Origin of the sequence: Actinacidiphila yanglinensis, from assembly GCF_900107965.1 — a bacterium.
In the GTDB taxonomy this organism is placed as follows: Bacteria; Actinomycetota; Actinomycetes; order Streptomycetales; family Streptomycetaceae; genus Actinacidiphila; species Actinacidiphila yanglinensis.
Window position 1 is genome coordinate 614,259 of the sequence record NZ_FNVU01000001.1, and the last position, 26,136, is coordinate 640,394.

The window sequence follows — 26,136 nt, forward strand, 5'->3', positions numbered from 1 at the left end:
CTCAGTACTTCTCCTCCCGGTACGTCCCTCAGTACCTCCTGGCCCTGGATCGGCGGTGACCGCGTGTACGTCTGCTCCTGCTTCGGCATCACCGAGCAGCAGGTGAAGCAGCACGCCGAGGATGGGCGCTGCACCCCGCGCCAGATCGCCTCCGCCTGCAAGGCGGGCACCGACTGCGGCTCCTGCGTGAAGCGCATCCAGGCCCTGCTCGGCCGCACCGACGGCTGCGCCACCCGCACCCGGCTCGAGCCGGCGGGGCTGGCGGCCCAGCCGCCCCGGACCGCGCCCCGGCAGGACCGGCCGCTGCCGCTGCGGGCCGCCTGAGCCCGGGGCCGGTCCCGGCCACGGCACTAGCTCTCCGGCTGCTCGATCTGCTGCGCGATGTACAGCGGCTCGCCCAGCTTCTCGATCAGCATGAGCTGCGTGTCGAGGTAGTCGATGTGGTGCTCCTCGTCCTTCAGGATGTCCTCGAACAGCCGCGCCGAGGTGACGTCGGACTTCGCGCGCATCAGCTCGATACCGCGCCGCAGCCGGTCGATCGCCTCGGCCTCGACCACCCGGTCCGCCTGGAACATCTCCGTCACGGTCTGCCCCACCCGGACGTGGAAGAGCCGCTGGTAGTTCGGCAGGCCGTCCAGCAGCAGGATGCGGTCGGTGATGATCTCCGCGTGCCGCATCTCGTCGAAGGACTCGGCGCGGGTGTTCTTCGCGAGCTTCGTCCACCCGAGGTTCTCCTGCATCTTCGCGTGCAGGAAGTACTGGTTGATCGCGGTCAACTCGGCGGTCAGCTGTTCGTTGAGGAACTCGATGACCTCGGGGTCGCCTTGCATGGCAACGCCGTCCTTCCCGTTCGGGCTCGGCAGTTCCCGGCATCCTCGCACCGCGCAGCGGCGCGATCCAGGAGGCGCACGCTGCACCGCCGCCCGCGGCAGCGAAGAACTTCCTGGTCAGCACGGGTTCCGGCGGCTCGCGGCGGAAGCACTCCGTCCGGTCTGTCACCATGGGGGGATGGGTCGGTACGAGCATCCGGAGGGGCAGCTCCCCCCGGGGCAGCGCCTCCAGCGGGGCTGGCCGGTCACGCATTACGGCCCCGTCCCGCGCTTTCGGCCCGACCGCTGGGACTTCCGCGTCTTCGGCGCCACCGCCCACGGCGAGCGCCCGGTCTGGAACCACGAGGAGTTCTCCGCGCTCCCGTACGCGACGGTGGTCGCCGACTTCCACTGCGTCACGAAGTTCTCGATGACCGGTATGGAGTGGGGCGGGGTCGCCACCGCCACCGTCGCCAAGCTCGCCCCGCCCGCGAGCGACGTGACCCACGTCATGGTCTGGGCCGAGTACGGCTTCAGCTCCAACCTGCGGATCGACGACTTCCTGGACGGCCTCAGCATCTTCGCCACCCACGAGAGCGGCCAGCCCCTCACCGCGGAGCACGGCTTCCCGGTCCGGCTCGTCGTCCCCAAGCGGTACGCCTGGAAGGGCCCGAAGTGGGTCCGCGGCATCGAGTACATGACGGCCGACCGCCGCGGCTTCTGGGAGGAGCGCGGCTACCACAACCTCGGCGACCCCTGGAGCGAGCAGCGCTTCTCCTTCCAGGAGGAACCCGGGGACGGGCCCGAGCTGTAGCCCGAGGAGCCGGGCAGGAGTTCCGTCCAGGCTTGCACCGGGGGCCAGTTGACAACCCGAATACCGGATCGTAGACACGGGGTTGTCAAAGACCTGGGAAGAACCTCGCGGGGGAAGGCAGCTGACACATGACCCACGCCCACACCGGTCCAGGAGACTGGATCAGGCGCTTCCATCCGGCTCCCGACGCCCCGGTCAGGCTGGTGTGCTTCCCGCACGCCGGGGGAGCGGCCACCTACTACTTCCCGGTGTCCAGGTCCCTGGCGCCCGGCATCGAGGTCCTGCCGATCCAGTACCCGGGCCGGCAGGACCGGCGCACCGAACCGTTCGTGGACGACATCCGCCGGCTCGCCGAGCTCATCACCGCCGAACTCCAGGACGACCTGGACAAGCCGCTGGCGCTGTTCGGCCACAGCATGGGGGCGACCCTCGCGTTCGAGGTCGCCCAACTGCTGCGGCGCCAACAGGTCACCCCGCTGGTGCTGTTCGCCTCCGGGCGCCGCGCGCCGTCCTGCCACCGGGACGAGCACGTCCACGAGGCCACCGACGAGGCCATCGTGAAGGAGCTGGAGCGGGTCGGCGGCACCTACGGCGACATCCTCACCGACCCGGAGATGCTCGGCATGTTCCTGCCCGCGATCCGCAACGACTACAAGGCCGCCGAGACCTACCGCTACGAGCAAGGCGAGCCGCTGGACTGCCCGATCGTCGTGCTGACCGGGGACGAGGACCCCTACGTGACCCGCGACGAGGCGGAGGGGTGGCATCGGCACACCACCGCCGAGTTCACCCTGCACACCCTGCGCGGCGGGCACTTCTTCCTCGCCGACCACGCCGCCGAGGTGATCCGGATCATCAGCGACACGACCGCGCCCGAGCAGCTCCCGGCCGGAACCCGCCCCTGACGGCACCGCGTGACACGGTGGCGGCCGCCCGGGGCCTCCCCGGTGCGGCCGCCTTCCGCGGTGCGCGGCCATCCCGATGCGTCCGCCTCGGAGTTGGTCGTCCCGCTCGGCAGATCCGTCCGGCTGTTAGCGTGCGCGGATGAGAGAACTGGGACCCGTCGTCTGGCCGCCCGCACCGATCACGACCGAGCGGCTCGTACTCCGCGCGCCCGAGGGCCGCGACCGTGCGGCGTTCGTCGAGCTGCTCGCGTCGCCGGAGGTGCACACCTACCTCGGCGGTCCCCGGCCGCGGGACGAACTCGAGCGCGAGATGCCCGAGGTGCCCGAGGACTGGCCGGGAAGCTTCGCCGTCGAGCTCGACGGGGCGATGATCGGCCAGATCCTGCTCAGGAGGGCACCGGAGAGCCATCGCCCGGCCGCTGCGGGAAAGCCCGATCTCGGCTACCTGTTCCTGCCGCCGGCCTGGGGATCCGGGTATGCCGCCGAGTCGTGCGCGGCGGCACTCGGCTGGCTCGACGCCGTCCTTCCCGGTGAGCCCGTCGTGCTCGCCACCCAGACCGCCAACCTCGGCTCGATGCGCCTCGCCGCGAAACTCGGGTTCACCGAGGTGGAGCGGTACCACGCCTGGGATGCCGAGCAGTGGCTCGGCCTGCGGCCCCCGGTCGCGGCGTCCGTCTGAGACGGAGCACGGAGCACGGAGCCGACCACGGGCCGCGCGATGACGTGGGGATCGCGGGTGCCGCGCGTCGCCCTACGGCTGCCCCGGTCGCAGGGACTGCAGCAACTTGACGTCGGCGGCGTGCCCTTCGGGTCCCCCCGGGGTCTCGATGACCAGGGGCACCCCGGCGGTCGCCGGATGAGCCAGGATCTCCCGGAAGGCGGTCTCCCCGATCCGTCCGGCACCTATGTTCTCGTGGCGGTCGAGGTGCGACGCGCAGCCCGCCTTCGAGTCGTTGGCGTGGATCAGCCGGAGCCGCCCCGGTCCCGCGGCGGCCTCGATCCGCGCGAACATCGACTCCACCCCGCCGGGCGCGGCGAGGTCGTGCCCGGCGGCGAAGGCATGGCAGGTGTCCAGGCACAGCCCGACCCGCGGATGCCGGTCCAGGACGTCCAGGTAGGGGCCCAGATCCTCGGCGACCGAGCACAGCGAGAATCCCTGCCCCGCGGTCGGCTCCAGCAGCAGGTACGGGTCGTCGTCGTGCGTCAACTCGTCCAGCAGCGGCCGCATCCGCTCCCGTACCTGCGCCAGTGCCGCCTCCCGGGTGCGGCCGCCGGTCGCGGAGCCGGTGTGCACCACCACCCCGAGCGCGCCGATCTCCCGGGCGCGGCGCAGCGAGTGCCGCAGCGACGCCACGGAGCGGTCGACGGTCTCCGGGGTGTGCGAGCCGAAGTTGATCAGGTACGGCGCGTGGACGTACGACGGCAGGCCGGTCGCGGCACAGCGGGTCCGGAACTCCTCGTCCTGCGCGGGGTCCCCCGGGCCGGTCGCCCAGCCGCGCGGGTTCGCCACGAAGACCTGGACCGCCTCGGCGCCCAGCCGTTCCGCGTAGCCGAGGCCCTTTGCGGCGAGGCCGCCGGCCACCGGGACGTGCGCGCCGACGGGGTTGCGGGCCCGGCCGGGCGGGATGATCTGCTCGGTCACCGGGTCAGCGCACCCACAAGGTGATGGTCGCGCCCTTGGGGGCCTGGCTGCCGGCGTCCGGGGACTGGCTGAACACGGTGCTGCCGAAGAAGATGTTGATCACCCGCACGTCGAAGCCGGCGTCCTTGAGGATCTGCTTCGCGTCGCCCTCGCTCTTGCCGGTCACGTCCGGCACCGGGAACTGCTGCTGGCCCTTGGAGACCGTGATGGTCACCGAGTCGCCCTTGGCCGCCTGGTTGCCGGCGTCCGGCGACTCCAGCGCGACCTTGTCCTTGTCCGCCGCGTCGGAGAAGACCTTGCCCGGTGCGAGCACCACCTTCAGCCCGGCCGCCTCCAGGTCCTGCTGGGCGTCGGTCACCGACTCGCCGATCACGTCCGGCACGTCGACCGGCGCGCCGCGCGAGACGGTGATCGCGATCGGGGTGCCCGGCGCCAGGTCGGTGCTGCCCTTCGGGTCGGTGGAGATCACCGCGCCGCGCGGCACGTCGTCGTCGAAGGACTGGGTGACCGTGCCCGGGGTCAGGCTCGCGGCCTTGATCTCCTTGCGGGCGGTGGCCAGATCGCGCCCGGCCACATCCGGCACCGTGACGTGTTGCGGGCCCTTGGACACCGTGATCGTCACCGTGCCGTTGCCCCGGATCCGCCGGCCGGGGGCCGGATCGGTCGAGATCACGCTGCCGCGCGGCACCGTCAGCGAGTAGTCCTGCTTCACCTTGCTGTCCAGGCCGGCCTTCGACAGGCGCTGCTCGGCCTTCGCCTGGGTCAGCGACAGCACGCCCGGGACGGAGGTGAACTGCCCGTCGTTGATGTACCAGACGCCCGCGCCGACCCCGAGCACGACCAGCAGCGCGACGAGCACGGCGAGCGGGCCGCGCCGGGAGCGGGGCCCGTCCCCGTGGGCCGGGGCGGGAGGAGGGTCGTCGGGCGGCGGGGTGGGCAGCAGCAGGCGGGCCGTGGGGTCGGTCGGCGGCCCGGCGGGCAGCGACACGACGCTGGTGGGGTCCTCCGAACCGGGCGGCGGCGCGGCGGGTACGGCCGCGGGCGCCGCGTCCGCCGGCCCGGCCGGGTACGCCGTCGCAGGCGCTGCCTGCGCTGCCTGCGCGGCCTGCTGCGACGCGCCGGCCGGCTGCCGGTCCAGGTCGTCGGGGGACAGAGCGGCCCGGAGCGTGCGGACCTCGGCGAGCAGTTCCACCGCGTCGTCCGGGCGGGCCTGTGCGTGCCGCGCCGCGGCCCGCGCCACCAGCGCGTCCAGCAGCGGGGGAACGGTCGGCGTGACCGCGGATGGCGCCGGCACGTCCTCGTTGACGTGCTGGTACATCACCTTCATCGGGGTGTCGCCGTCGTAGGGCTTGCGGCCGGTCAGCATCTCGTACAGCACCACGCCGCACGCGTACACGTCGGCACGCTGGTCGACGGTGCCGTGCCCGATCTGCTCCGGCGCGAGGTACGACACCGTGCCGAGCACCGCGCCCGTCGACGCGCTGGTCTGGGTGTTCATCACCCGGACCAGGCCGAAGTCGGCGACCTTCACCCGGCCGTCGTCGCCGATCAGCACGTTCTCCGGCTTCATGTCGCGGTGCACCAGGCCCGCGCGGTGGGCGGCCCCCAGCGCGGCCAGCACCGGCTCCAGGATGTCCAGCGCCGCGCGTGCCTGCAGCGCGCCCCGCTCCCGCAGCACGTCCCGCAGGGTGCAGCCGGCGACGTACTCCATCGCCAGGTAGACGTACGTGCCGTCGGTGCCCTGGTCGAAGACCCCCACCACGTTCGGGTGGGCCAGCTTCGCGACCGCCTTCGCCTCGCGGATGAAGCGCTCCACGAACACCGCGTCCCCGGCCAGCCTCGGGTGCATGACCTTCAGCGCGAGCACCCGGTCCAGCCGGGTGTCCACGGCGCGGTAGACCGTCGCCATCCCCCCGACGGCGATGCGCCCCTCGACCAGGTAGCGCCCGTCGAGCATCCGCCCGACGAGCGGGTCCTGCACGCTGGTGTCCACGACCACCGATTCTACGAGTCGCTTTGCGCCATCCGACGGAAGCCGCCGCTCCTGTGTCCCTCTCGTGCGAATTCGGGACGACTCCGTGACCGGGACGCGGGTGTCATCCCGGCCCCTGGGCGCCACCCGGGGTGACCAGGCCCGTCTCGTACGCGGCCACCACCGCCTGGGCGCGGTCCCGCAGCCGCAGCTTGGACAGCACCCGGGTGACGTGCGTCTTCACCGTGGCCTCGGACACGTGCAGATGTCCGGCGAGTTCCGCGTTGCTCAGGCCCTTCGCCAGCAGCCCCAGGACCTCCAGCTCGCGCGGCGTCAGGGCGGCCAGATCGCGGTGGACTGCCGCCGCCCCGGGCGCGGCCGCCGTCGCGAACCGCCCGACCAGCCGCCGGGTGATGGCCGGTGCGAGCAGGGCGTCGCCGGCCCGGACCAGCCGCACCGCCGCGACCAGGTACTCCGGGGTGACGTCCTTGAGCAGGAAGCCGCTGGCCCCGGCGGCGAGCGCCGCGTACACGTAGTGGTCCAGGTCGAAGGTGGTGAGGATGACCACGCGCGGCTCGTGCCCGCCGTCGCCGGACAGGATGCGGCGGGTGGCCTCCAGGCCGTCCGTGCCCGGCATCCGGATGTCCATCAGCACCAGGTCCGGCCGGGTGCGGCGGACCGCCTCCACCGCCTGCTCCCCGTCGGCGGCCTCGGCGGCGACGTCGATCCCGGCGGCGGTGAGGATCATCCGGAACCCGGTGCGCACCAGGCCCTGGTCGTCCGCGATCACCACCCGCAGCGGCGCGTTCATGCCTCCGCCACGGATCCGGTCACCGGGATGACCGCCCGGACCCGGTAGCCGCCGGTGAGCCGGCGCCCCGCGTCGAGCGTGCCGCCGTAGACCGCGAGACGTTCCCGAAGCCCCATCAGGCCGCGGCCGTTGCCGCCGCCGGCCGCCGCGGAGGGGCTGCCGCCGGTGTCGGCGACCTCGACGCGCACCTCGCCCGGCCGGTAGTCGACGTGGATGCTGACGTGCGCGCCCGCCGCGTGCTTGACGGTGTTGGTGAGGGCCTCCTGCGCCACCCGGTAGGCGGCCAGGTCGACGCCCGCGGGCAGCGGCACGGGGGAGCCGGTCACCGTCAGCTCGACCGGCACCCCGGTGCCGCGCACCCGGTCGGCGAGCGCGTCGACCTCGCCCAGACCCGGCTGCGGGGTGAGCGCGGTGGCCTCCGGGAACCGCGGATCGGAGGTCATCGCCAGCAGTCCCATCACGTGGCGCAGTTCGCCCAGCGCGGCGCGCCCCGCCGACTCCACGGCGAGCAACGCCTGCCTGGCCTGCTCGGGTTCGCTGCCGAGCACCGTCCGGGCCGCCCCGGCCTGCACCGTCATCATGCTGACATTGTGGGTGACCACGTCGTGCAACTCCCTGGCGATCCGAGCCCGTTCGAGATCCACCGCGAGCCGGGTCGCGGCCTCCTGCTCGGCCTCCATCGTCCGCATCCGCTGCCGCCAGGTGTGCACGGTGTTGGCGGCCAGCGCGATCGGCACCAGCAGCACGATCGGCACGAAACCCGGGGCGACCGCGGGCACGAGGTCGTCGTGGAAGACGCCGAAGACCACCGCACCCGCCAGCAGCGCCGCCGCGGCCGGACGCCGGGTCGGGCGGCCGGGCCCGCGGTCAGGCCCGTAGAGCGCGGCACTGTACGCGGCGATCAGGCACGAGACGAAGCTGAACAGGGTGGAGTTCACCGTGCCCTCGGGCAACCGCGGGTGACGGTCGGCCAGCTGGAAGGCGAGCGTGGCGGTCACCACCGCGCCGTACGCGGGCAGCGGCCACCGCCGCCGGAAGGCCAGCGGCAGCGCGCTCAGTGCGGCCAGGGCCAGCAGCCACCACGGCGCGGAGGTGACATACCGCAGCCCCGCCTCGGCGGCCTCCGGGAACCGCGGCACGTGCGGCGGCAGGGGCGGTGCCGGCGGCCGGGGCGGTCCTGCCGCCAACGCGCCGATCGCCGGGGACCGCAGGCCCACCTTCGTGACCCGCGTCGTGTCGCCGACCACCCGGTGCGAGGCGGCGTAGACCGTCGCCGCGGCCAGGAACACCGCCAGGGTGGCGTCGGCGGTCCACGCCCAGCGGGTCAGCCGCCGGCTCCCGCCGGGCCCGGCCGCGGCCGGCCAAGGCCACCGCCGCGCGGCACGGCTGATCCACACGGTGATCCGGTGTCCGCTCACGGCCTCAGTGTGCCCAACCCGCCCGCCCCGGTACATCCTTCGCCAGTGGCGGACCGGCCGGGCCGGTGTACGACTTCCGCGTACGCCCCAGGGATGAGGCGCCGGGAACTGCGACCACCGCGGTAGCGGGAATCGGAGCGGCGGGGGACGCGCCCGGGCGGCCCTGGTTCGTAGCGTCGGCGCACCAGTTCCCACCGCCGCCCGCCGGCCCCGGAAGGACCCCCGTGACCCCCTCGGCTCCCTCGATCACGACGCCGCTCATCGACATCCGCGAGGTACGCAAGGAGTACGACGACGGGCCGCCGGCGCTGGTGGACCTCTCGCTGACCGTGGCGGCCGGCGAGGCGCTCGCGGTGCTCGGGCCGTCGGGCAGCGGCAAGTCCACGCTGCTGAACCTGATCGCCGGGCTCGACCGCCCGACGGGCGGCACCGTCACCGTCGACGGGGTGCGCGTCGACCGGTTGGGCGAGACCGCGTCCGCACGCTACCGGCGCGAGCGGATCGGCATGGTCTTCCAGTTCTTCAACCTGCTGGACGACCTGACGGTCACCGACAACGTGCTGCTGCCCGCCCAACTCGTCGGCGCCGGGCGCCTGCAGGCCCGCGCCCGGGCCGCCGAACTGCTGGAGCACCTGGGCATCGCCCGGCACGCGCAGGCGTACCCGGGGCGGCTGTCCGGCGGCGAGCGCCAGCGCGTCGCCGTCGCACGGGCGCTGATGAACCGTCCGGCGCTGCTGCTGGCCGACGAGCCGACCGGCGCGCTGGACACCGCCTCCGGTGCGGAGGTCCGCGAGCTGATCAACGAGCTGAACGACGAGGGCCAGACGATCCTGCTGGTCACCCACGACCTCGCGCTGGCCGGGGCGTGCGCGACCCGCACCGTCGAACTCGTCGACGGCCGCATCGCCCGCGACACCCCCGGCACCCGCCGCACTCGCGGCGGTTCGGCGGTGGCGCGGTGAGCGCGCTGGGCAGGGTCGTCCGCGCCGGGGTGGCGCGGCGGCGGGTGCAGACCCTGGTGATGGTGCTCACCACGATGCTCTCGGTGACCGCGTCGATCGCGGCGGGCGGCCTCATCGTGGCCTCCACGGACCCCTTCGACCACGCCTTCGCGCGGCAGCACGGCGCACACCTGGCAGCGAGGTTCGACGGGCGCGAGGCGTCGCCGGGGCAGATCGCCGCCACCGCGCACGCCGCCAGTGTCACCGCCGCGGCCGGCCCGTTCGCGGTGGCCTCGGCGAGCCCGCGCTTCGAGGCGCCCGCGGGCCTGCCGGCCGGCACCGGCCCGGCGCTCGACATCGCCGGCCGGGCCGACGCGGGCGGCCCGGCCGACCGGCTGGAACTGGTCACGGGGCACTGGCTGACCGGCCCGGGCCAGATCGTGCTGGCGGCGGGAGACGGCGACGAGGCGGGTCCGGACGCCCTGATCGGCACCAGGCTCTCCTTTCCCGGGCTTCCCGGGACGCCGCGCCTGACCGTCGTCGGGGAGGCACGGTCGGTCGGCCGGACCGCCGACGCGTGGGTCGTCCCGGCGCAGATCGCCGCGCTCACCCCGGCCGGCGGCACTCCCTCCTACGAGATGCTCTACCGCTTCGCGCACGCCGGCAGCAGCGCGCAGATCTCCCGCGACCGGGCCGCCGTCGCCGCCGCCGTGCCCGCCGGGTCGATGAGCGGCGCGCAGTCCTACCTGACCGTCAGGGCGGAAGTGAACCGGCAGACGGCCACCTTCGTGCCCTTCATCCTCGCCTTCGGGGTGCTCGGGCTGGTGCTGTCGGTGCTGATCATCGGCATCGTGGTGAGCGGGGCGGTCACAGCGGGCACCCGGCGCATCGGCGTCCTCAAGGCCCTCGGGCTGACCCCGGCGCAGGTCGGCCGTGCCTACGTGGCCCAGGCGGTGGTCCCCGCCGCGGCCGGCGCGTTGCTCGGCGTCGCCCTCGGCAACCTCGTGTCGGTCCCGCTCCTGCACCAGGCGGACACGGCGTACGGCGCGGTGTCGCCCGTGGTCGCCTGGTGGATCGACCTTCTGGTGCCGGCCGGGATGCTGGTGCTGGTGGTGGCCAGCGCGCTGGCGCCCGCGCTCCGGGCCGCCGGGCTGCGGACGGTCCAGGCGCTCGCCGTCGGGCGCACCCCGCGGGCCGGACGCGGGAGGACGGCCGCGCGCGTGGCCGGCCGGCTGCCGGTGCCGCGGGCGGTCGGCCTCGGCCTGGCCGGCCCGTTCGCGCGCCCGGCCCGCTCGGCGACGACCTGGGCCGCGGTGGCGCTCGGCGCCGCCGGGGTGACGTTCGCGTTCGGCCTCGCGACGTCGCTGAACCGGGTCCAGGACGGCCTGAACCAGAACACCCCCGGCCAGGTCCAGGTGACCACCCTGCGCCGGCCCGACGGCGGCGCCCCGCCGAACCCGCCCGCCACGGCGGGCTCCTCGGCAACGGGCTCGGCCGCGCCCGGCTCCGGGACCGCGACGGCCGGGACCGCCACGGGCAACGGACACCCCGGTCAGGCGGACCCCGCCGCGGTCGGCCGGGCGATCGCCGCGCAGCCCGGCACCCGGGCGTACTTCGGCACCTCCTTCGACCAGGCGCACTTCGCCGGTGTCGCCGGAGCCGTCCAACTGGTCGCCTACCAGGGCGACTCGTCGTGGGGCACCTACCAGATGGTCGGCGGGCACTGGTTCACCGGACCCGGCCAGGCCGTCGTCGGCCACGGCTTCCTGACGGCGGCCGGGGCACGCGTCGGCGACACCGTGACCCTGGTCGGCGACGGGCGCAGCACGCGGGTACGCATCGTGGGCGAGGCGCTGATCACCGGCGACGACGGGAAGCGGGTGCTCACCGACGCCCGTACCCTCACCGCCGCCGGACTCCGGGCGTCCCCCGACACGTTCAGCGTCGAACTCGCCGACGGCACCGACCGGGCGACCTATCTCAAGACGCTGGACGCCGCGCTGGAACCGCTCGGGGCGCAGGCCGGCGCCACGGTCGGCGGGCTCAGCTCGACCGTGGTCGCCATCGACGCGATGGCGGGGTCGCTCACGCTGCTGCTGATCGTGGTCACCGGACTCGGCGTCCTCACCACGGTGGTGCTCGACACCCGGGAACGCGTCCACGACCTCGGCGTCCTCAAGGCGCTCGGCATGGCGCCGCGGCAGACCGCCGTCATGGTGGTCACCTCGGCGGGCTGGATCGGGGCGGTCGCCGGGCTGGTCGGGGTCCCGGCCGGCATGGCGCTGCACGCGCGCGTGCTGCCGGTCATGGCCGGTGCGGCCGGCACCCGCATCCCCCGGGCCGACCTCGCCGTCTACCACGCGCCGCAGATCGCCTGCCTGGCACTGGCGGGGCTGCTCGTCGCCACCGCCGGTGCGCTCCTGCCCGCGACGTGGGCCGCCAGGACGCGTACCGCGACCGCCCTCCGCACCGAGTAGCGGCCCGGGCCCGGGGGCGCCGCCGCGCTCAGAAGTGCGGCGCCTCCGGGTCGAGGGCGGCGGTGCCCTCGGCGGGGGAGGAGGCGAGGGCGTGGTGGCGGCGGGGGATCCGGCCGGCCCGGTGGGCGAGGCGGCCGGCGGCGACCGCGTGCCGCATCGCCGAGGCCATGAGCGCCGGGTGCTGGGCGCGGGTGACGGCGGAGGCGAGCATGACGGCGTCGCACCCGAGTTCCATCGCCAGGGCCGCGTCGGAGGCGGTGCCGGCTCCCGCGTCGAGCACGACGGGGACCCCGGCGCGCTCGACGATCAGCTGGAAGTTGTGCGGGTTGCGTATGCCGAGCCCGGACCCGATGGGCGACCCGAGCGGCATGATCGCCGCGCACCCGACGTCCTCCAGCTTGCGGGCGAGCACCGGGTCGTCGTTGGTGTACGGCAGGACGGTGAAGCCGTCGTCGACCAACGTCTCGGCGGCGTCGAGGAGTTCGACCGGGTCGGGCAGCAGCGTCCGCTCGTCCGCGATCACTTCGAGCTTCACCCAGTCGGTGCCGAGCGCCTCCCGGGCGAGCCGCGCGGTCAGCACGGCCTCGCCCGCGGTGAAGCAGCCCGCCGTGTTCGGCAGCACCCGGATGCCGTGCCTGGCCAGCACCGAGAGCACCGAGCCCTTCGTCGCCGGGTCCAGCCGCCGCATCGCGACCGTCGTCAACTCCGTCCCGGACGCGAGCAATGCCCGCTCCAGCACGTCGAGACTGGGCGCCCCACCGGTTCCCATGATCAGCCGCGACCCGAACGCGGCACCGCCGATCAGCAGCGGATCAGCCGCCACCGATCCTTCTTCGTGCGTTCCTCGCGGGCGCTGCGCCGGCTTCGGGGCGCTGTGCCGGACTGCGTCCGGTGGGTTGGGGGTGGTCATGGTCAGCCTCCCTGGACCGCGGTGAGGATCTCCACCCGATCGCCCTCGGAGAGCTCCGTCGCCGACCAGCGCGAGCGCGGGACGACGGTCTCGTTGAGGGCGGCGGCCACCCCGGAGGGCGCCGGGGTGAACCTCGCCACGAGGGCGCCGAGTTCGACCGGGGGTTCGAGGGCGCACCGCTCCCCGTTGACGTGCACGGTGATCGTCATACCGTCTGCTCCCGGCGTGCCGCCCCGGCGAACCGTCCGGCCGCGAACGGCCTGGCGTAGTCGGGCAGTTCCCCCGAGTCCAGCACGTGGCCGAGGACGTCGCCGGTGATCGGGGTGAGCAGGACGCCGTTGCGGTGGTGCCCGGTGGCCAGCAGCAGGCCCTCCAGCGGGGAGGGCCCCAGCAGCGGGGCGTTGTCGGGGGAGCCCGGGCGCAGCCCCGCCAGCGTCTCGGTGAGCGGGAGTTCGGTGATGCCGGGCACCAGCTCGTGGGCGTCCCGCAGGAGTTCGTACACCCCGCCCGCGGTCACCGCCGTGTCCCAGCCGAACTCCTCGCTGGTCGCGCCCAGCACCAGCTCGCCGTTCTCCCGCGGCACCAGGTAGACGTGGCTGCCGCGGACCACCGCCCGGACCGTACGGGACAGGAACGGCGCGCGCTCCGCCGGCACCCGCAGCCGCAGGATCTGCCCCTTCACCGGGCGTACGGGCGGCAGCGCGTCCTCCGGCAGCCCCGGCAGCCGGCCGCTCTCGCAGCCGGCGGCCAGGACCGTCCGGGCCGCCACCACCCGCGTGCCGTCGCCGAGTTCGGCGCCGGTCACCCGGTCGCCCGCACACGTGATCCGCGCGGCCTTCGCCCGTACGAAGTCCGCGCCCGCCGACCGGGCCGCCCGCAGCAGCGCCGCCGCCAGCCGGCGCGGGTCGACCTGGTGGTCGCCGTCGACCCGCAGGCCGCCGCGCACGCCGGGGGCGAGCAGGGGCTCCAGCCGGCGGCAGTCCCGCCCGCTCAGCCACTGCGCGTCCAGCCCGAGCGAGCTCTGGAAGGCGTGCAGGTCGCGCAGGTCCGCCCGGTCGTCCGCGTCCAGCGCCACCGCGAGGGTGCCGCACGGGCGGTAGCCGGAGTCGAGACCGGTGGCCGCGGTCAGCTCCTCGACGAAGTCGGGATACCGCGCGGCCGACGCCAGGTTCAGGTCGAGCAGGGTCTGCTCGCCGTACTGCAACTCCGTGACGGCGGCGAGCATCCCCGCGGCCACGTGGGCGGCCCCGCCGCCTGGGGACGGGTCGGCCACCACCGTGGCCAGACCGCGCTGGGCGGCGCGCCACGCCGTCACCAGCCCGATGATGCCCCCGCCCACGACGAGGACGTCCGCTGTTCGGGTACGCATGAGTCTCGGCTGCTCCCTTCGCCGGCATGACCCGGATCAGGTTCGTACGGTCGGCGGCCGACCAGCCACCCTCTCAGCCCGGTCCGCCCGGGCTCCCGCGAATTCGCTGCCGTTCACCATAGCGGGTGGGTTCCCCGGGCGGTCCCGCCCGCCCGGCCCGCGGTCCGCCCGCCGTCGTGCCCGTAGCCCGTGCCGCGGTCGGCACCCGCCGACGGCGGAGGCTAACGTGGGCGGGTGAGCGAGCGTCACGCAGTGATCGTAGGGGCCGGGATGGCCGGGGTGCAGACGGCCGTGGAGCTGCGCCAGCAGGGCTGGCGCGGCCGGATCACCCTGTTGGGAGACGAGCCGCATCCGCCCTACGACCGGCCTCCCCTGTCGAAGGCCGTGCTGCTCGGCGCCGAGGGCGGCACCCTGGCCGACGTCCGGTTCGACGTCGACTTCGGCGCGCTCGGGGTGGACCTGCGGCTGGGCGTCCACGCGCAGGCGCTCCGCGCCGAGCGGCACGAACTGATCACCGACGCGGGCGCGGTGCCGTACGACGCGCTGGTGCTGGCGACGGGCGCCTACGCGGTGGCGCTGCCCGGCACGGCGGGCCTGTCCGCGGTGCATCCGCTGCGCACGCTGGACGACGCCGCGGCCCTGCGCCCGGTGCTGGACCGGCGCGACCACGTGGTGGTGGTCGGCGCCGGCTGGATCGGTGCGGAGTTCGCGACGGCGGCCCGGCAGGCGGGCTGCGAGGTGACGGTCGTCGAGGCGGCCGAGCGCCCGCTCGCGGACGTGCTCCCCGCCTCGGTGACCGCGCACATGACCGGCTGGTACGAGGAGGCCGGCGTCACCCTGCGGACCGGTATCCCGGTGGCCGTGGTCGAGGCCGGCGGGGTGGTGCTCGCCGACGGCAGCAAGCTGGCGGCCGGCGCGGTGGTGGTCGGGATCGGCGCGCGGCCGGCCACGGGCTGGCTCGCCGGCTCCGGGGTGACCCTGGACCCCGAGGGAGCGGTCCGGGCCGACGACCGGCTGCGGACGACGGCGCCGGACGTCTACGCGGTCGGCGACTGCGCGTCCTTCCCCTCCGCCCGCTACAACCGGCGCCTGCTCATCCACCACTGGGACAACGCGGTCCAGGGCCCGCGGACCGCCGCCGCGAACCTCCTGGGCGGGGACACGGCCTACGACCCGGTGCCGTACTTCTGGTCCGAGCAGTTCGGGCGTTTCGTGCAGTACGCCGGGTTCCACCGGGACGACGACGAGATGGTGACCCGCGGCGACCCGGCCGGCGACTCGTGGTCGGTGCTGTGGCTGCGCCGCGGGGTGCTGGTCGCGCTCCTCGCGGTGGGGCGGCCGCGCGACATGGCCCAGGCCCGCAAGCTCATCGGCCGCGGCGCCGAGGCGGACCCCGCGCTCGCCGCCGACCCCGCGGTGCCGCTGAAGGCCGCCGCCCGGGAGTGAGCCGGTCATCCGTCGGGCCCGGTCGTCCGTCGCAGCCGGGCGCCCGAGGCTCCCTGAGGCACTCGGGCGGCGACGATCCCACCCCCATGACGGCGCAACCATTGCCGCGGTTGTCGGCAACAGGTGGCAGGCTTGTCCTGTGACTGCTTTCTCGTCGGTTGACGCACATATTGACGCTCTCGTCCCCTCCTGGCTGACCCTGCCCGAGGTCGCGGAGCTTCTCGGCCTCGAAGTGACCCGGATCCGGCCCCTGATCAAGGAATGGCAGCTCATCGCGGTCCGCCGCGGGGAGAACAAGGTCCTGATGGTCCCCAGCGACTTCATCGGGGACGGCAAGATCGTCAAGGGCCTGCCGGGCACGTTGACGCTGCTGAAGGACGACGGGTTCACGGACGCCGAGGCCCTGGAGTGGCTCTTCACGCCCGACCCGACCCTGCCGGGCACCCCCGCCAACGCGCTGCGCGAGAATCGCGGGACCGAGGTGAAGCGCCGCGCGCAGGCGCTCGCCGTGTAGCCCGCGCCCGCCGGGGGCCGCCGCCGGCGCGCGTACCCCTGGGTACGCGCGCGGGCGGCGCCCGCCCGGGGCGCACCGACCCCGGGAGCCCGCGATGCCCACGCCAGCCGCGCCCGCCCAGCCCGCCGCAGGACGCGCCGCCCGTCTCGCCGACGCGCGGCTCTACCTGTGCACCGACGCCCGCACCGCCCGCGGTGACCTCGCCGCCTTCGCGGACGCGGCACTGCGCGGCGGCGTGGACGTCATCCAGCTGCGCGACAAGGGCATCGAGGCCCGCCAGGAGCTGGCCGCGCTGGAGGTGCTCGCCGAGGCGTGCCGCCGGCACGGCCGGTTGCTTGCGGTCAACGACCGCGCCGACATCGCGCACGCGGCGGGCGCGGACGTGCTGCACCTGGGGCAGGACGACCTGCCGGTGCCGGCCGCGCGCGCCCTGCTCGGCGACGGCGTGCTGGCCGGCCGCTCCTGCCACGCCGAGGCCGAGGTGGACGCCGCCGCCGTCGCGCCCGGCACGGACTACTTCTGCACCGGCCCGGTGTGGCCGACCCCCACCAAGCCCGGCCGCCCCGCCCCCGGCCTCGACCTGGTCCGGTACGCGGCCGCTTTGTCGACGAAGCGCCCCTGGTTCGCGATCGGCGGGATCGACCGGACCAACGTCCACGAGGTGCGGGCCGCCGGAGCCCGCCGCATCGTGGTGGTCCGCGCCATCACCGAGGCCGCCGACCCCTACGAGGCCGCCGCCGCCCTGGCCCGGGCGATCCGGGACCCCACGCTCTGAGGCTCTGCCGGGAGCGCCGGGGGGAGCCCGCGGATTGGCCGCGGCCGCCCGCGAGAGCATCCTGGGAAGGGAGGAAGGGGGCTGACGCGGCACGGGCGAAGGCCGTCGCACGTTAGCCTGCATCCATGGCCCTGGGCACTTCATCCACGCGCACCGACCGCGCAGCCACCATTCGTGAGCTGCTCGCGTCCGGCAGGCGCTCCTACTCGTTCGAGTTCGCCGCGCCCCGAACCGAGAAGGGCGAGCGGACCCTGTGGAACGCGATCCGGCGGATCGAGGCCGTGCGGCCGACCTTCGTGTCGGTCACCTACGGTGCGGGCGGCTCGTCCCGTGACGGCACCGTGCGGGCCACCGACCGGATCGTCTCGGACACCACACTGACCGCGTGCGCCCACCTCACGGCCGTGAACCACTCGGTCGCCGAGCTGCGCAACATCATCGGCCAGTACGCCGACGCGGGCATCCGCAACATCCTCGCGGTGCGCGGCGACCCGCCCGGCGACCCGATGGGCGAGTGGGTGCCGCATCCGGAGGGGCTGACCTACGCCGCCGAACTGGTGCAGCTGGTCAAGGAGTCGGGCGACTTCTGCGTCGGGGTGGCGGCGTTCACCGAGATGCACCCGCGCTCCACCGACCCCGCCGAGGACACCCGGTACTTCCTCGACAAGTGCCGTGCCGGGGCCGACTTCGCGATCACCCAGATGTTCTTCGACGCGGACGCGTACCTGCGGCTGCGCGACCGGGTGGACCGGGCGGGCTGCACCGTGCCGATCATCCCCGAGGTGATGCCGGTGACCAACGTCCGCCAGATCGAGCGCTTCTCGCAGCTCGGCAACGCGCCCTTCCCGCCCGACCTGGCCGAACGCATCCTCGCGGTGCAGGACGACCCGGCGGCGGTGCGGGCGATCGGCATCGAGTTCACCACCGAGATGTGCCGGCGGCTGATGGACGAGGACATTCCCGGGCTCCACTTCATTACTCTTAATCACTCCACCGCGTCGCTGGAGATCTACGAGAACCTCGGGCTGCATCGGCGGACGGCGTGACCCCCTAGGGGAGGAAGCGGGCACATGGGCTACTCGGTGCTCTACATCGCGTTCGGCATGGTCGCGTTGTGGCTGCTGGGCGAAGTGCTGTTGCAGTACAAGGCCCGGCTGCGCTGGCGGGTGCTCGCCTTCGGGGGGTTCCTCGGCCTGGTCGGCGGGGTGGCCGGGCGCAGCGTGGCGCTCATCCTGCTGGGCGCGATCGCCTTCGGCACCGGGCAGACCTTCGTCACCCTCTCCTACAAGCGCGGCTTCTCCACGGGATGGGCGATCGGCGGGCGTCCCAGCACCAGCCGCCGCCGCAGGGCCCGGGGCGGGGCCCGCCCGGCGGAACCGGTGCTGGAGGTCGGCCCGATCGAGCCGGACAGCCCGCTGGACGCCGCCCAGCAGCCGCAGGAGGGCGAGGAGTTGGCGGGGGTCGGGGTCAACGCCACCGCCGTGCACCACTTCTCGGCCGGCGAGGGCGACCAGCAGGCCCAGGGCGCGTTCGGCGCCGAGCAGGCGGTCTACCAGCCGATGCCGATGCAGGACGACAGCGGCGAGTACCCGCTCTACGGCGGCCAGTCGACGTACACCCCCGACCCGTACACCAGCGGCGGGTACGAAGGGTACGGCGCGCAGGGCTACGAGAGCTGGACCGGCTACGAGCAGCAGCAGCCGGCCTGGGACCAGGGCCAGCAGCAGGGCGGCGGCTACCAGGAGCAGCCCGCGCCGGCCGCCGCGTCGTACGGGTACGACAACGGCGGCTACGACGCCTACGGCAACGGCACCACCGGCACCGGGTACGCCGGGCAGGGCAGCGGGGAGTGGCAGACCCCGTCGCCCTTCCCGCTGCAGCAGCCCGAGGGCGACACCTACGGCGGCTACGGCTACGACCAGCAGGGCTACGACCAGCAGCCGCCCTACATCCCGCAGCAGCAGCACCAGTCGGCGTACGAGCCGCAGCAGGAGCCGCAGCAGGAGTACGCCGACCCGTACGACCCGTACCGCTACTGACCGGCTACCGGCCGCCCAGCAGCGAGGGGAGCCGGGCCGCGGACATGCCCAGCCCCGCGGGGGTGTTCCACGGCCGGACCATTTGCGCGGGCAGATCCGCCAGGGTCTGCGCGTCCTGGCCGAACGGCGCCCGGGGGGCGTAGCGTTCGCTGGCCTCGTGCCAGGTGAGGATGCCGGCCATCCAGTCCCGCAGCTCGGCGACGTACCCCAGCAGCGCCTCGCGGGCCGCCTCGTCGAGGTCGAACTCCTCGAGCAGCGCCGGGATCCGGGTCCCGGTGATGTGCTGGAACTCCGCCAGCCGGGCGGCCAGCAGGTCGCCGACGACGTTCATCGCGTCCTGCGGGCCGCAGTCCAGGAAGTTCTGCACCACCAGCACCGCGTTGTGGATCTCGCCCTCGTACTCGATCTCCTTGCGGTAGGAGAACAGGTCGTTGAGCAGGCAGGCGACGTCCTGGGCGGCGACCTCCATGCCGTGCACCGGCCGGGACCGGCAGACCTCGTCCGGCAGCGCGTCGCCGCGGCCGATCCGGGACAGGCTCATCGTCAGGTCGGAGCCGAACGTCTTGCGGCGCATCTCGATGTAGTCCACCGGGTCGGGCACCCGGTTCTGCTTCTGGTTGGCCAGTTCCCACAGCCAGCTGTCGCACATCTCCTCGATCGCGGTGCGGAACCGGCGCCGCTCCGGCGGCTCCATCGGACCCGCGGTGCGCTGCCACAGGTCGGCCAGCGAGCGCTCCAGCACCGTCAGCGGCGGCGGCACCACCCCGGCGTCCAGCGGCATGAACAGCTTCAGGCGCTCGGTGGTGATCCGGGCCGCCACCATGTCGCCGCCCCGCCCGAAGACCACCGGGTAGTAGTCGTCCCCGTAGGTGCCCCAGGTCAGCCAGTCCGTGGTCAGGTCCAACGCGTCGGGGGAGGCGGCCGGGTGGATGCCCGCCGCGCACAGCGCGAAGTCGTAGCCGGCCAGTTGCCCGGCGTTCCACAGCCCGCCCGGCAGCGGGAAGCCCGGCTCGGGATCCAGCATGCCCATCCGGCCCGCCCAGTCCAGGACGTGCGCCCGCGAGGCGTCCAGGTGCGGGCTGAGCGTCGTCTCGAACGGGATCGACACCGGCGGCCGCTCCACCTCGCCGACCGGCCGGAACGGCGCGTGACCGAACGCCCGGGCCCGCTGCGGCAGCGTCGCGGCCAGCGAGGCGCCGATCTGTGCGGCCGACGTGCCGATCCCGCTCGGCCCGCCGAGCACGCCCACCGAACGGGCGGAGGCGTCGGCGCCGTTCATGTACCGACCGGAGCGCATGTGCCACTCGTGGCCGCCGGACTGCCAGTCCTGCAGACCCTTCACGTACGCCAGGACGTCCAGCCGCTGCGCCGGGTCCAGCCCGAACTCCTCGAAGAGCGGCTCCACCTCGGTGAACGCGGTGTGCTCGAACTGGTGGAGCCGCGAGGTCAGCAGGTCGTTCACGGCCTCGGCGGCCTCCTGCGGGTCCAGACCGAGGAACCGTTCCAGCACCAGCACCGCGTTGGACAGCTCGCCCTCCTCCTCGATCTCGCGCTGGTAGGAGAACAGGTCGTTGCGCAGGTGCACGCCGTCCGCGAAGCAGTCGCGCAGCACCCGCACGGGGCGGCTGGTCGCGATCACGTCGGGCACCTCGGCGCCCGCCGCGTGCTCGATCAGGTTCGCCGACCAGGGGGCGCCGCCCACCTTGCGGCGCATCTCGATGTACTCGATCGGGTTGGACACCCGCCCCGCGCTGATGTTGGACAGCTCCCACAAGGACTCCTCCAGCAGGTGCCGGGTGCTCTCGTGGAACCGCCGCCGGTAGCCCTCCGACGTCCCCGGCACCGTCCGCCGCCACAGGTCCGCCAGGCCCGCCTCCACCTGGTTCGACGGCTCCGGGACCTCCTCGGAGAGGTCCACCGGCATGAACGCCGGCAGCCGGTCCAGGTACGCCTTCGCGCCCGCCATGTCCGGGGTGCGCTTGTAGATGTCCAGGAAGTGGTCGTCGAAGAAGAACACCCACACGTACCAGTCCGTCACCAGGTCCAACTCCGGGCCCGACGCGTCCGGGTGGGTGTACGCGCACAGCAGCGCGTAGTCGTGCGCGTCGAGGTCCGCGGCGGTCCAGATGCCGGAGCCCTCGAGCATGGTCATCCCCCGGGCCCACTCCTTGGAGTGCGCCCGGGCCCGTTCGAGGTGCGGGTTCAGCCGAGCCGGGTACGGCACGTAGAAGGTGGGCAGTTCGAAGGGCTGCGGCATCTGCGGGAAGACCTTCCGTTCAACTGATCACCGGACAGCCCTTCACGCTAGGCCCGCTCCCGCGCACGCGTGAGGAGGTAACTCCCCATTCCCTCCGAAGGGTTGAATTCGCCCGTCAGGTGATTAAGGATCTTCCGCCCGGGGTCCGCGAGCGGGCCGGGAGCTCACCGGCTTCCGCCCGGGCCGCCCGCCACCAGGTCCGCCGTGATCGCCGCGGACATCCCCGCATGGGGGAGCCCACCGCCGGGATGGGCCCAGCCCCCGAGGACGTACAGACCCGCCAGCGGCGTCCGGTTCGGCGCGCGGAACAGCGCGCCGCCGACCCCGGCCAGGGAAGGGGGCGGCACGGAGCCCCCGGGCACCCCGGTCTCCCGCTCGACGTCCAGCGGGGTGCGGACCTCCCGCCACAACTCCCTCTCCCGCAGGCCCGGAACGGCCGACTCGGCCACCTCCAGCATCCGCTCGGCGACCCCCTCCGCGAAGCCCGCCACGGACCAGTCCACGCCGTGGCCGCCGGGCCGCACGCTGTGCCGGGGCACGGTCGCCGTGACGGTGACCGCCTCGTGCCCGTCGTCCGGCCGCACCGCGGGGTCGTCGGGCCGCAGCACGCTCACCGTGAGCGCGCCGGGCGCCGGCGCCTCCAGCCGGCCGTGCTCCCCGAACGCCCAGTCCAGGGCGCGCCGCCGGTCCGCCGCGTGCACGAACGTACGGTGCGCCACCCCGGCCGGCCGCGAGCCGCGCAGCGCCAGGTGCAGCGTGCACCGCCCGGGTTCGGTCGTGGGCCCGGCGAAGCGCGGGCCGCCGGTCTCCCGTGCCGCGGCCGCCTCGTCGTCCAGCGACGGCATCGGCACGGTCGAGGCCACCACGTCGGCGGCCGCGGTCCCGCCGTCGGCGAACCGCACGCCCGCGGCCCGACCGCCTTCCGCGACCACCCCGGCCACCTCCGCGCCGAACCGGAACTCCACCTTCCGTTCGAGGCAGCGCGCGTACACCGCGTCCGCCAGCGCCCGCATCCCGCCGCGCACGTACCAGACCCCGAACGACTGCTCCAGGTACGGCAGTACCGTCGCCGCGGCAGGCGCCCGGCGCGGGTCCAGGCCGTACGCCACCGCGTGGCTCTCCAGCAGCGCGGCCACCCGCGGGTCGCCGCCCAGCTCGCGGGCGGCGACGTCGCCGAGGCTGGGCGCGCGCCGCAGCAGCCCGCGGCGCCGCGCCGCCGGGTACGGGTCGGCGGACAGCGTGCCCGGGTCGCCGAGGGGCTCTTCGAGCAGCGGCCGGCGGGTGGCCTCCCACACCTCCCGGGCCCGCACCAGCACCTCGCTCCAGCGCTCGCCGGTGCCCGCGCCGAACGCGGCGTCCAGCGCGGCGATCACGCCCGAGCGGGAGGTGTTGGGCAAGGACACGGCGGTGCCGTCGGCGAAGAGGTGGCGGGCGGCCGGGTCGGTCTGGACCAGTTCGACCCGGTCCTCCAGGCTCTCCCGGCCGGTCTTCACGAACAGGTCGCGGTAGACGGCGGGGAGCACCAGCACGCCAGGGCCGGTGTCGAACGCGAAGCCGTCCCGGCGGAACCCGCCGACCGCGCCGCCGTAGGTCTCCCCGCGCTCGTACACCACGACGTCGTGTCCGCCCGTCGCGAGCCGCGCCGCCACCGCCATCGCGGCCATTCCGGCGCCCACCACCGCAATCCGTCCCATCCCCCGAGTATCCACTCCGTGGGTGGCGCCGACCCCCGGGGCTGCCCCGTCCTGCCGGTTCGGGGACCGCCTGCCGGTGGCCGGTTGCTCGCGCAGTTCCCCGCGCCCCTGGTTGGTGACCCTCTTTTCGCGAAAGGAGCCGCACTGACCAAGGGGCGCGGGGAACTGCGCGCCCCCAGAGCTCCGCCTGGGAGGTACCCCCACAGCCGACCACCGGCGGGTGGTTCCTCGACCGGCAGGACTGGGAGGTCTGCGGGGTAGGTAGGACTACCTAGGCGCGGGGATGAGTAGCCGTACGGATGGCGCCGGACCGCGGAAACGAAAGAGTGATCACCGCGGGAAGCGCACCCCCGGAACCGCCGGCACGGGGCGGCGGAACCGGATCGCGCGGAACGCAACGGGGGCGGGGCGACCCCGCGGATCACCGACCTACCGGTGAGCCGCGGCGCCGCCCAGCCGCCCCTGCAACAACCGCGACAGCGCCTCGTGCACCTCGTCGAGACTCCGCTCCGGCTGGAACGCCTGCCAGTCCAGCGCAGCGACCAGCACCATCCCGAAGAGCGCCGACGCGGTCAGCGGCACATCGATCTCGCCGCTGACCTCCCCCTCCGCCACCGCCTCCCCGAGCACCTTCTCGACCACCGCCACCGCCTCCTGCCGGACCGTCATGAGCGTGGCCTGCCAGGTGCGGTTGGTGCGCCACAGCTCGGCGACGTACAGCTGCGTGAACGACGGGTAGCGGACGATGAAGGCCAGCCCGGACCGGATCATCGCGTTCAGCGCGTCCACCCGGCTGCCGCCGCGCGCCGCCGTCTCGTCCGCGGCCCGCCGCAAGGACACCGTCAGCATGCCGACCCCGTGCCGCAGCAGCTCCTCGAACAGGTCGTTCTTGCTGGCGAAGTTGTAGTAGACGGTCCCCTTGGCGACGCCGGCGCGCTCGGCGATCTCGTCGACCGTGGTGGCGGAGAAACCCTGCTCGGCGATGAGGGTGACGGCGGCCTCGAACAGTTTCTGCCGGGTGGCCTGGCGTCGTGCGGTGGTCATGGCCCTGATTCTGCCCGCCCCGTGACGGCCGTGTTTCCACCCGATGACGTCCGCGCGCCCCGGGATACGCGCGTAGCGCCCGCAGTTCACGCAGGTCAGAGCCGATTGTCAGTGGTGGCGCCGATGATGGGAAGCCGATGAGGAAGCAACGGAGAAAGGAGGCTCGCCATGGCTGTACCCGCAATGCCGTCCGTGCCCGCAGGGCTTGCGATGCCCTCGGTGCCCGGGGGCCGTGGCGCCCCCGCAGCACCCGGCGCTCCTGCCGACGTCCACCCCGTGCTGCGCCGCGCGGCAGCGTCCCCCGCCGCGCTCGACCTGCTCACCCAGGCCCATCTCGGCCTCCAGGAGGCCGCTGCCCTCGAAGCCCCCCACGAGCGGTACGCGACGGCCCACCTGGCCGCGCTCCGCACCGCGGCGGCCGTGCTCGCCGTCCGCGGTCGCCCCGAGGAGAGCGCCCGCAAGCGCCGCCGGATCCGCAGCGCGTGGGAGGTGCTGCCCGAGGTCGCGCCCGAACTGGCCGAGTGGAGCGCCCTGTTCGCCGCCGGAGCCGAGCGCAGGGCCCGCGCGGACGCCGGCATACGCGGCGCCGCCGGCCCGCGCGAGGCCGACGACCTGGTGCGCGCCGCCGCCATGTTCCTGCGCCTGGTCGAACGCATGCTCCTGCTCCGGCCCGCACCCGGCGGCACCCTCTAGAGTTGAGGTGGCGCGGCCCACGCCGTCCGCCGCAGCAGCCAGCACCACCGCGAGGAGATCCGCCCGCCATGTCCCGTACCGGGCCCCGTCCAGGAGGGGTGGACCCGATCCGTCCCCGTGCCAGCCTTCGTACCGCCGTGGTGTGGGAGGTGCTCCAGGGCGCCCTGGAGCGGCGTGCCAAGAGCGCGGACCGGCCGGTGCTCGACGTCCTCGACATCGGCGGCGGCACCGGCAACTTCGCGGTGCCCGTGGCCCGGCTCGGCCACCGCGTCACCGTCGTCGACCCGAGCCCGGACGCCCTGTTCGCGCTGGAGCGCCGCGCCGCCGAGGCGGGCGTCACCGACCGGGTCACCGGCGTCCAGGGCGACGCCCACGGCCTGCCCGGCGTGATCCCGCCCGGCGGGTACGACATGGTGCTCTGCCACGGCGTGCTGGAGTACGTCGACGACCCCGCCGAAGGCGTGCGGAACGTCGTGGGAGCCCTGCGACCGACCGGTTCGCTCAGCCTGCTCGCCGCCGGGCGCGGCGGCGCGGTGCTGGCCCGCGCGCTCGCCGGCCACTTCGCCGAGGCCCAGCAGGCGCTCGTTGACCCGAACGGCCGATACGGCTCCGGCGACTCCCTGCCGCGCCGCTTCACCGCCGACGACCTGACCCGCCTGGTCACGGACGCGGGCCTGCGGACGGCATCCGTGCACGGTGTACGCGTTTTCGCCGACCTCGTGCCCGGGGTGCTGGTCGACACCGAGCCGGGCGCCGCGGAGGCGCTGCTGCGGCTGGAACTGGCCGCGGCGGAGGAACCGGGGTTCCACTCCGTCGCCACCCAGCTCCACGTCCTCGCCGAGCGCGACTGACCGGTCCCGCGCGGGCACCCTCCGGCGGGGTCGCCGAGGAGCGCCGCCCCACCCGCACGGCCGAGTCCGTCACAGGCCCGCCCGCGGGGCCATTCCTCACCGTATGCTGGCATGACGTGACGCTCGGCGGGGAAGAAGAGCCCCGTCGGATTGGCGCACTGGGGTGGGTTTCACGGAGGCGATTCCCGCCTATCCTGAAAGGGTCGGACCGGTCGCGGCCCCGCGCGACCGACGAGTAGGAGGTCTCCGTGCCGCTCTCGGAGCACGAGCAGCGCATGCTCGAGCAAATGGAGCGAGCGCTGTACGCCGAAGATCCCAAGTTCGCGTCGGCGCTTGAGGGAAACGGCGTGCGTGCGTTCACCCGTCGCCGTGTGTACCTCGCCGTGCTGGGCTTCCTGTGCGGGATCGGGCTGCTCATGGGCGGCATGATCGCGCGGCAGCCCTGGATCGGCGTCGTCGGGTTCCTGGTGATGCTCGCGTGTGCCGTGCTCGCGGTGACCGGCTGGCGCCGTGCCACCCGGCCTCCCGAGTCCGGTCCTCCCGGTCCGCCCGCGGTTCCCGGGCACATCGGCCGCCGCTTCGGGGCGAGGCGGCGCCAGCAGCGCCGCGGCAAGGTGATGGATCGGATCGAGGAGCGGTGGCAGCGGCGGCGTGATCAGCAGGGTCAGTAGGCTGCCGCCGGCAGGACCCGTACTTCCGTAGGAACGTACGAAGGGCGCGATTCCCGTAGTGGGGGTTGCGCCCTTTTTCGTGGG

Annotated in this window: 25 protein-coding genes and 1 riboswitch; of the genes, 14 read left to right on the plus strand and 11 right to left on the minus strand. The window is 74.3% G+C overall.

Annotated features, from left to right (window positions below; all coding sequences use genetic code 11):
* Positions 1 to 63 precede the first annotated feature (63 nt).
* On the plus strand, positions 64 to 324 hold the full coding sequence (locus C4U44_RS42245; protein WP_235031748.1) for a (2Fe-2S)-binding protein: 261 nt from the start codon (positions 64 to 66) through the stop codon (positions 322 to 324).
* Between the two features lie 26 nt (positions 325 to 350).
* Here C4U44_RS42245 and bfr read toward each other — a convergent pair whose 3' ends face one another.
* The gene (gene bfr / locus C4U44_RS02550; protein ID WP_103883887.1) at positions 351 to 830 is read right to left on the minus strand and encodes a bacterioferritin; all 480 of its coding nucleotides are present in this window, start codon (positions 828 to 830) and stop codon (positions 351 to 353) included.
* Positions 831 to 1,008: 178 nt separating this feature from the next.
* On the opposite strand from bfr, the gene C4U44_RS02555 reads away from it, so the two are divergent.
* The 3 genes from C4U44_RS02555 to C4U44_RS02565 all read left to right on the plus strand — a co-directional run bounded on the left by C4U44_RS02555 (position 1,009) and on the right by C4U44_RS02565 (position 3,207).
* Entirely contained in the window at positions 1,009 to 1,623 is a 615-nt protein-coding gene (locus tag C4U44_RS02555; protein ID WP_103883888.1) for a sulfite oxidase-like oxidoreductase, read from the plus strand.
* Positions 1,624 to 1,751: 128 nt separating this feature from the next.
* On the plus strand, positions 1,752 to 2,528 hold the full coding sequence (locus C4U44_RS02560) for a thioesterase II family protein (protein ID WP_103883889.1): 777 nt from the start codon (positions 1,752 to 1,754) through the stop codon (positions 2,526 to 2,528).
* A 139-nt stretch (positions 2,529 to 2,667) separates the two neighbouring features.
* Positions 2,668 to 3,207 carry a GNAT family N-acetyltransferase gene (locus tag C4U44_RS02565; protein WP_103883890.1) on the plus strand — a complete coding sequence of 180 codons (540 nt, stop codon included), beginning with the start codon at positions 2,668 to 2,670 and terminating at the stop codon, positions 3,205 to 3,207.
* A 72-nt stretch (positions 3,208 to 3,279) separates the two neighbouring features.
* Here C4U44_RS02565 and C4U44_RS02570 read toward each other — a convergent pair whose 3' ends face one another.
* The 4 genes from C4U44_RS02570 to C4U44_RS02585 form a co-directional block, all read right to left on the minus strand.
* Entirely contained in the window at positions 3,280 to 4,170 is an 891-nt protein-coding gene (locus C4U44_RS02570) for a deoxyribonuclease IV (RefSeq protein WP_235031749.1), read from the minus strand.
* Between the two features lie 4 nt (positions 4,171 to 4,174).
* Positions 4,175 to 6,163 carry a Stk1 family PASTA domain-containing Ser/Thr kinase gene (pknB, locus tag C4U44_RS02575; protein WP_103884172.1) on the minus strand — a complete coding sequence of 663 codons (1,989 nt, stop codon included), beginning with the start codon at positions 6,161 to 6,163 and terminating at the stop codon, positions 4,175 to 4,177.
* A gap of 103 nt (positions 6,164 to 6,266) precedes the next feature.
* Positions 6,267 to 6,953, minus strand: coding sequence for a response regulator (locus tag C4U44_RS02580; RefSeq protein WP_103883891.1), 687 nt, complete (start codon positions 6,951 to 6,953; stop codon positions 6,267 to 6,269).
* Positions 6,950 to 8,371 carry a sensor histidine kinase gene (locus tag C4U44_RS02585; protein ID WP_235031750.1) on the minus strand — a complete coding sequence of 474 codons (1,422 nt, stop codon included), beginning with the start codon at positions 8,369 to 8,371 and terminating at the stop codon, positions 6,950 to 6,952. Before C4U44_RS02585 ends, C4U44_RS02580 begins: the two co-directional genes overlap by 4 nt.
* 245 nt (positions 8,372 to 8,616) lie before the next feature.
* On the opposite strand from C4U44_RS02585, the gene C4U44_RS02590 reads away from it, so the two are divergent.
* A complete protein-coding gene (locus tag C4U44_RS02590; RefSeq protein ID WP_103884174.1) occupies positions 8,617 to 9,333 on the plus strand; it encodes an ABC transporter ATP-binding protein in 717 nt (238 codons plus the stop codon).
* Positions 9,330 to 11,789 carry an ABC transporter permease gene (locus tag C4U44_RS02595; RefSeq protein ID WP_103883893.1) on the plus strand — a complete coding sequence of 820 codons (2,460 nt, stop codon included), beginning with the start codon at positions 9,330 to 9,332 and terminating at the stop codon, positions 11,787 to 11,789. Before C4U44_RS02590 ends, C4U44_RS02595 begins: the two co-directional genes overlap by 4 nt.
* 28 nt (positions 11,790 to 11,817) lie before the next feature.
* On the opposite strand, the gene C4U44_RS02600 is transcribed toward C4U44_RS02595, so the two are convergent.
* The 3 genes from C4U44_RS02600 to thiO all read right to left on the minus strand — a co-directional run bounded on the left by C4U44_RS02600 (position 11,818) and on the right by thiO (position 14,068).
* Positions 11,818 to 12,612, minus strand: a complete 795-nt coding sequence (locus C4U44_RS02600) for a thiazole synthase (RefSeq protein ID WP_103883894.1) — start codon at positions 12,610 to 12,612, stop codon at positions 11,818 to 11,820.
* A gap of 89 nt (positions 12,613 to 12,701) precedes the next feature.
* Positions 12,702 to 12,908, minus strand: a complete 207-nt coding sequence (thiS, locus tag C4U44_RS02605; protein ID WP_103883895.1) for a sulfur carrier protein ThiS — start codon at positions 12,906 to 12,908, stop codon at positions 12,702 to 12,704.
* The gene (gene thiO / locus C4U44_RS02610; protein ID WP_103883896.1) at positions 12,905 to 14,068 is read right to left on the minus strand and encodes a glycine oxidase ThiO; all 1,164 of its coding nucleotides are present in this window, start codon (positions 14,066 to 14,068) and stop codon (positions 12,905 to 12,907) included. The genes thiS and thiO overlap by 4 nt, the downstream gene beginning before the upstream one ends.
* Positions 14,065 to 14,177: riboswitch (TPP riboswitch) on the minus strand. Its footprint overlaps the gene before it by 4 nt.
* 125 nt (positions 14,178 to 14,302) lie before the next feature.
* Here thiO and C4U44_RS02615 point away from each other — a divergent pair.
* The 5 genes from C4U44_RS02615 to C4U44_RS02635 all read left to right on the plus strand — a co-directional run bounded on the left by C4U44_RS02615 (position 14,303) and on the right by C4U44_RS02635 (position 18,842).
* Entirely contained in the window at positions 14,303 to 15,514 is a 1,212-nt protein-coding gene (locus C4U44_RS02615) for an NAD(P)/FAD-dependent oxidoreductase (RefSeq protein ID WP_265737304.1), read from the plus strand.
* Between the two features lie 139 nt (positions 15,515 to 15,653).
* Positions 15,654 to 16,028 (plus strand): Rv2175c family DNA-binding protein, encoded by a 375-nt coding sequence (locus tag C4U44_RS02620; protein WP_103883898.1) that lies wholly within the window; start codon positions 15,654 to 15,656, stop codon positions 16,026 to 16,028.
* A 94-nt stretch (positions 16,029 to 16,122) separates the two neighbouring features.
* Complete coding sequence (thiE, locus tag C4U44_RS02625) at positions 16,123 to 16,803, plus strand: thiamine phosphate synthase (protein WP_103883899.1); 681 nt, start codon at positions 16,123 to 16,125, stop codon at positions 16,801 to 16,803.
* A gap of 125 nt (positions 16,804 to 16,928) precedes the next feature.
* Entirely contained in the window at positions 16,929 to 17,849 is a 921-nt protein-coding gene (metF, locus tag C4U44_RS02630; RefSeq protein WP_103883900.1) for a methylenetetrahydrofolate reductase [NAD(P)H], read from the plus strand.
* A 24-nt stretch (positions 17,850 to 17,873) separates the two neighbouring features.
* Complete coding sequence (locus C4U44_RS02635; protein WP_103883901.1) at positions 17,874 to 18,842, plus strand: hypothetical protein; 969 nt, start codon at positions 17,874 to 17,876, stop codon at positions 18,840 to 18,842.
* Positions 18,843 to 18,846: 4 nt separating this feature from the next.
* Here C4U44_RS02635 and C4U44_RS02640 read toward each other — a convergent pair whose 3' ends face one another.
* The 3 genes from C4U44_RS02640 to C4U44_RS02650 all read right to left on the minus strand — a co-directional run bounded on the left by C4U44_RS02640 (position 18,847) and on the right by C4U44_RS02650 (position 23,837).
* Positions 18,847 to 21,099 (minus strand): terpene synthase family protein, encoded by a 2,253-nt coding sequence (locus C4U44_RS02640; protein ID WP_103883902.1) that lies wholly within the window; start codon positions 21,097 to 21,099, stop codon positions 18,847 to 18,849.
* Between the two features lie 164 nt (positions 21,100 to 21,263).
* Positions 21,264 to 22,793: a phytoene desaturase family protein gene (locus tag C4U44_RS02645; protein WP_103883903.1), complete on the minus strand. Its 1,530-nt coding sequence runs from the start codon at positions 22,791 to 22,793 to the stop codon at positions 21,264 to 21,266.
* Positions 22,794 to 23,222: 429 nt separating this feature from the next.
* On the minus strand, positions 23,223 to 23,837 hold the full coding sequence (locus C4U44_RS02650) for a TetR/AcrR family transcriptional regulator (RefSeq protein WP_103883904.1): 615 nt from the start codon (positions 23,835 to 23,837) through the stop codon (positions 23,223 to 23,225).
* 210 nt (positions 23,838 to 24,047) lie between these two features.
* Between C4U44_RS02650 and C4U44_RS02655 the strand changes: the two genes are divergently transcribed.
* From C4U44_RS02655 to C4U44_RS02665, 3 genes are all read left to right on the plus strand, one after another.
* On the plus strand, positions 24,048 to 24,530 hold the full coding sequence (locus tag C4U44_RS02655; protein ID WP_103884175.1) for an SAV_6107 family HEPN domain-containing protein: 483 nt from the start codon (positions 24,048 to 24,050) through the stop codon (positions 24,528 to 24,530).
* Between the two features lie 68 nt (positions 24,531 to 24,598).
* Positions 24,599 to 25,381, plus strand: coding sequence for a class I SAM-dependent methyltransferase (locus tag C4U44_RS02660; RefSeq protein WP_103883905.1), 783 nt, complete (start codon positions 24,599 to 24,601; stop codon positions 25,379 to 25,381).
* Positions 25,382 to 25,629: 248 nt separating this feature from the next.
* Entirely contained in the window at positions 25,630 to 26,052 is a 423-nt protein-coding gene (locus C4U44_RS02665) for a DUF3040 domain-containing protein (protein WP_103883906.1), read from the plus strand.
* Positions 26,053 to 26,136: the final 84 nt, after the last annotated feature.

Excerpts from the sequence above, each read along its gene's own strand:
- metF (WP_103883900.1), top strand. The coding sequence starts at position 16,929 with ATGGCCCTGGGCACTTCATCCACGCGCACCGACCGCGCAGCCACCATT.
- C4U44_RS02555 (WP_103883888.1), top strand. The coding sequence starts at position 1,009 with ATGGGTCGGTACGAGCATCCGGAGGGGCAGCTCCCCCCGGGGCAGCGC.
- bfr (WP_103883887.1), bottom strand. The coding sequence starts at position 830 with ATGCAAGGCGACCCCGAGGTCATCGAGTTCCTCAACGAACAGCTGACC.
- C4U44_RS02580 (WP_103883891.1), bottom strand. The coding sequence starts at position 6,953 with ATGAACGCGCCGCTGCGGGTGGTGATCGCGGACGACCAGGGCCTGGTG.
- C4U44_RS02640 (WP_103883902.1), bottom strand. The coding sequence starts at position 21,099 with ATGCCGCAGCCCTTCGAACTGCCCACCTTCTACGTGCCGTACCCGGCT.
- thiE (WP_103883899.1), top strand. The coding sequence starts at position 16,123 with ATGCCCACGCCAGCCGCGCCCGCCCAGCCCGCCGCAGGACGCGCCGCC.
- C4U44_RS02645 (WP_103883903.1), bottom strand. The coding sequence starts at position 22,793 with ATGGGACGGATTGCGGTGGTGGGCGCCGGAATGGCCGCGATGGCGGTG.
- C4U44_RS02565 (WP_103883890.1), top strand. The coding sequence starts at position 2,668 with ATGAGAGAACTGGGACCCGTCGTCTGGCCGCCCGCACCGATCACGACC.
- thiS (WP_103883895.1), bottom strand. The coding sequence starts at position 12,908 with ATGACGATCACCGTGCACGTCAACGGGGAGCGGTGCGCCCTCGAACCC.
- thiO (WP_103883896.1), bottom strand. The coding sequence starts at position 14,068 with ATGCGTACCCGAACAGCGGACGTCCTCGTCGTGGGCGGGGGCATCATC.
- C4U44_RS02660 (WP_103883905.1), top strand. The coding sequence starts at position 24,599 with ATGTCCCGTACCGGGCCCCGTCCAGGAGGGGTGGACCCGATCCGTCCC.
- C4U44_RS02650 (WP_103883904.1), bottom strand. The coding sequence starts at position 23,837 with ATGACCACCGCACGACGCCAGGCCACCCGGCAGAAACTGTTCGAGGCC.
- C4U44_RS02635 (WP_103883901.1), top strand. The coding sequence starts at position 17,874 with ATGGGCTACTCGGTGCTCTACATCGCGTTCGGCATGGTCGCGTTGTGG.
- C4U44_RS02655 (WP_103884175.1), top strand. The coding sequence starts at position 24,048 with ATGCCCTCGGTGCCCGGGGGCCGTGGCGCCCCCGCAGCACCCGGCGCT.
- C4U44_RS02560 (WP_103883889.1), top strand. The coding sequence starts at position 1,752 with ATGACCCACGCCCACACCGGTCCAGGAGACTGGATCAGGCGCTTCCAT.